The organism is Acinetobacter endophylla, assembly GCF_053543775.1.
The window spans coordinates 1,084-2,704 of record NZ_JBLVOM010000064.1 but is presented as its reverse complement, the minus strand read 5'-3'; the positions used below and the strand labels follow the sequence as shown (position 1 = coordinate 2,704).

The 1,621-nt window shown below is 46.9% G+C and carries 2 pseudogenes; both read right to left on the bottom strand.

Annotated features, from left to right (window positions below):
* A pseudogene (locus ACNPNW_RS04845) lies at window positions 1–746 on the bottom strand (BREX-1 system adenine-specific DNA-methyltransferase PglX); the annotation flags it as partial.
* 46 nt (window positions 747–792) lie between these two features.
* Window positions 793–1,621 (bottom strand): annotated as a pseudogene (locus tag ACNPNW_RS04840) (BREX system P-loop protein BrxC); the annotation flags it as partial.

Here is a 1,621-nt window from a genome sequence, read left to right as displayed (position 1 = left end):
AGATATTTTACAATCCAGTTTGGGGTGAATAATTGCGTTGCGGCTGGGATATCCTCACTCTTGACGACCTTACCAATCACTTGATCTTTCTTTTCAGAAATATAGAACTGATACAGCCAGCCAATAATCTGTACATCCGACCAGTCTTCTTCTGGAATGCTGCTGACCAAATCACGGATCAACGAATCGGTTTTAGTCAGGTTATCCGGTAACAGTAGTTCAGACTCATCAGAAACCTGTTCAAACAAGAGTGGCATGACCTGATTCAATGCATGGCATTGGGCCAGTAATAGCTCCCGATACAGCTCTTCGTCTTTATTGCCATCCAGCTTAAGCTCAGCCACACGGCTGGCATCTAAACCTGGTAGGTCAATATCCAAGCATTCTTCCAGAAGCTGTGGCAAGCCTGCACTACCATCTGCACTACTCAGTACACGGCGACCATGATCCAGTAAGCCTTTACATTCCATGTAGCGAATCGCACAGAGACGGTTAAACCAGCTGTAAGCGATATAATCAATCGTCTGCTCAAAACTGCTGGTTTGAATGCGTTTGATCAGCTTCTCACGAGATTTCATGACGGATAGCGGAAAAACCTGATCGCCAATCAGCAGCAAGTCGCCTTTCTGTTCAGCCGGTAAAATGCTGTCTGCGGTGATGCCATATTTGGCGGCCTGCTTGCGCATCGCTGCGATAAAATCGTTACGTGCTTGCGGTGCGTATTTTTTAATATTACTGGTATTCATGTTAAAACCTTTAATTAATGACTGATGCCGATATCCCTAACCCAAGTTAGCGAATACGCACACGCTTTTTGTCACCCACAATTTTTTTCAATTCAGCTTTGAGTGCGTCTACAAACTGATCTACTGACTCTTCTGTTTCCAGATAGACACTACTTGAGCTTTTGCTGTAAATGCTGGCGACATCGACTTCCACCACCGGTTTCGGCGGCACTACGGCGATCACGGGCTTTACCGGACTCACAGCAGCTGCTACTGGGCTGGCGGTGGTTGCTGTGCTGGTTACGCTCTCTGCTTTGCTCTGAGCCAGTTGTGCCGCTTTGGCCTGACGCTGAATTTCAGTCTGAACTTCTCGTTCCAGCTCATACAAGGCTTCATCAAAACGCTCGACGGCGGTTTGGGTTTGCAGCATGTAAATGGTGGACAGGCTGCTTTCCACTTCAATATCCGCTTTGAGCAATTGCAGCGGACGCAGTAGCTTGTTACTCAGCTCAGCTGTAGCAATGCCGCTGTTCTTGATTTCAGCTTCCAGCTGTTTGATCTTGTCATCCAGCTGCTCTAGCGCCTGACTGCGTTTTTCAGTTAGTAAGCGTTGATTGACACTTTCCACGGTGCGAACCAAATCAGCGATTTTATTTAACAGGCCGTAGGGCGATTCAAGGGTGGATATACGATGTAATTCAGAGAGGGCTTTCTTTGCCACCTCATCACTGCCCAATGCCTGTTTATTTTTCTCAAAATGACGTAGAGCCTGCTGCAGTTGCTGCCAGCTTGGCATCTGATTGCTGAAGAACTCATGAATATCACGGTAGTCTTCTTCCAGATCCAGATAGTCGTCCTTGTTATCAACCACCGCTTTAAAGAAATCGAAGCTGTCG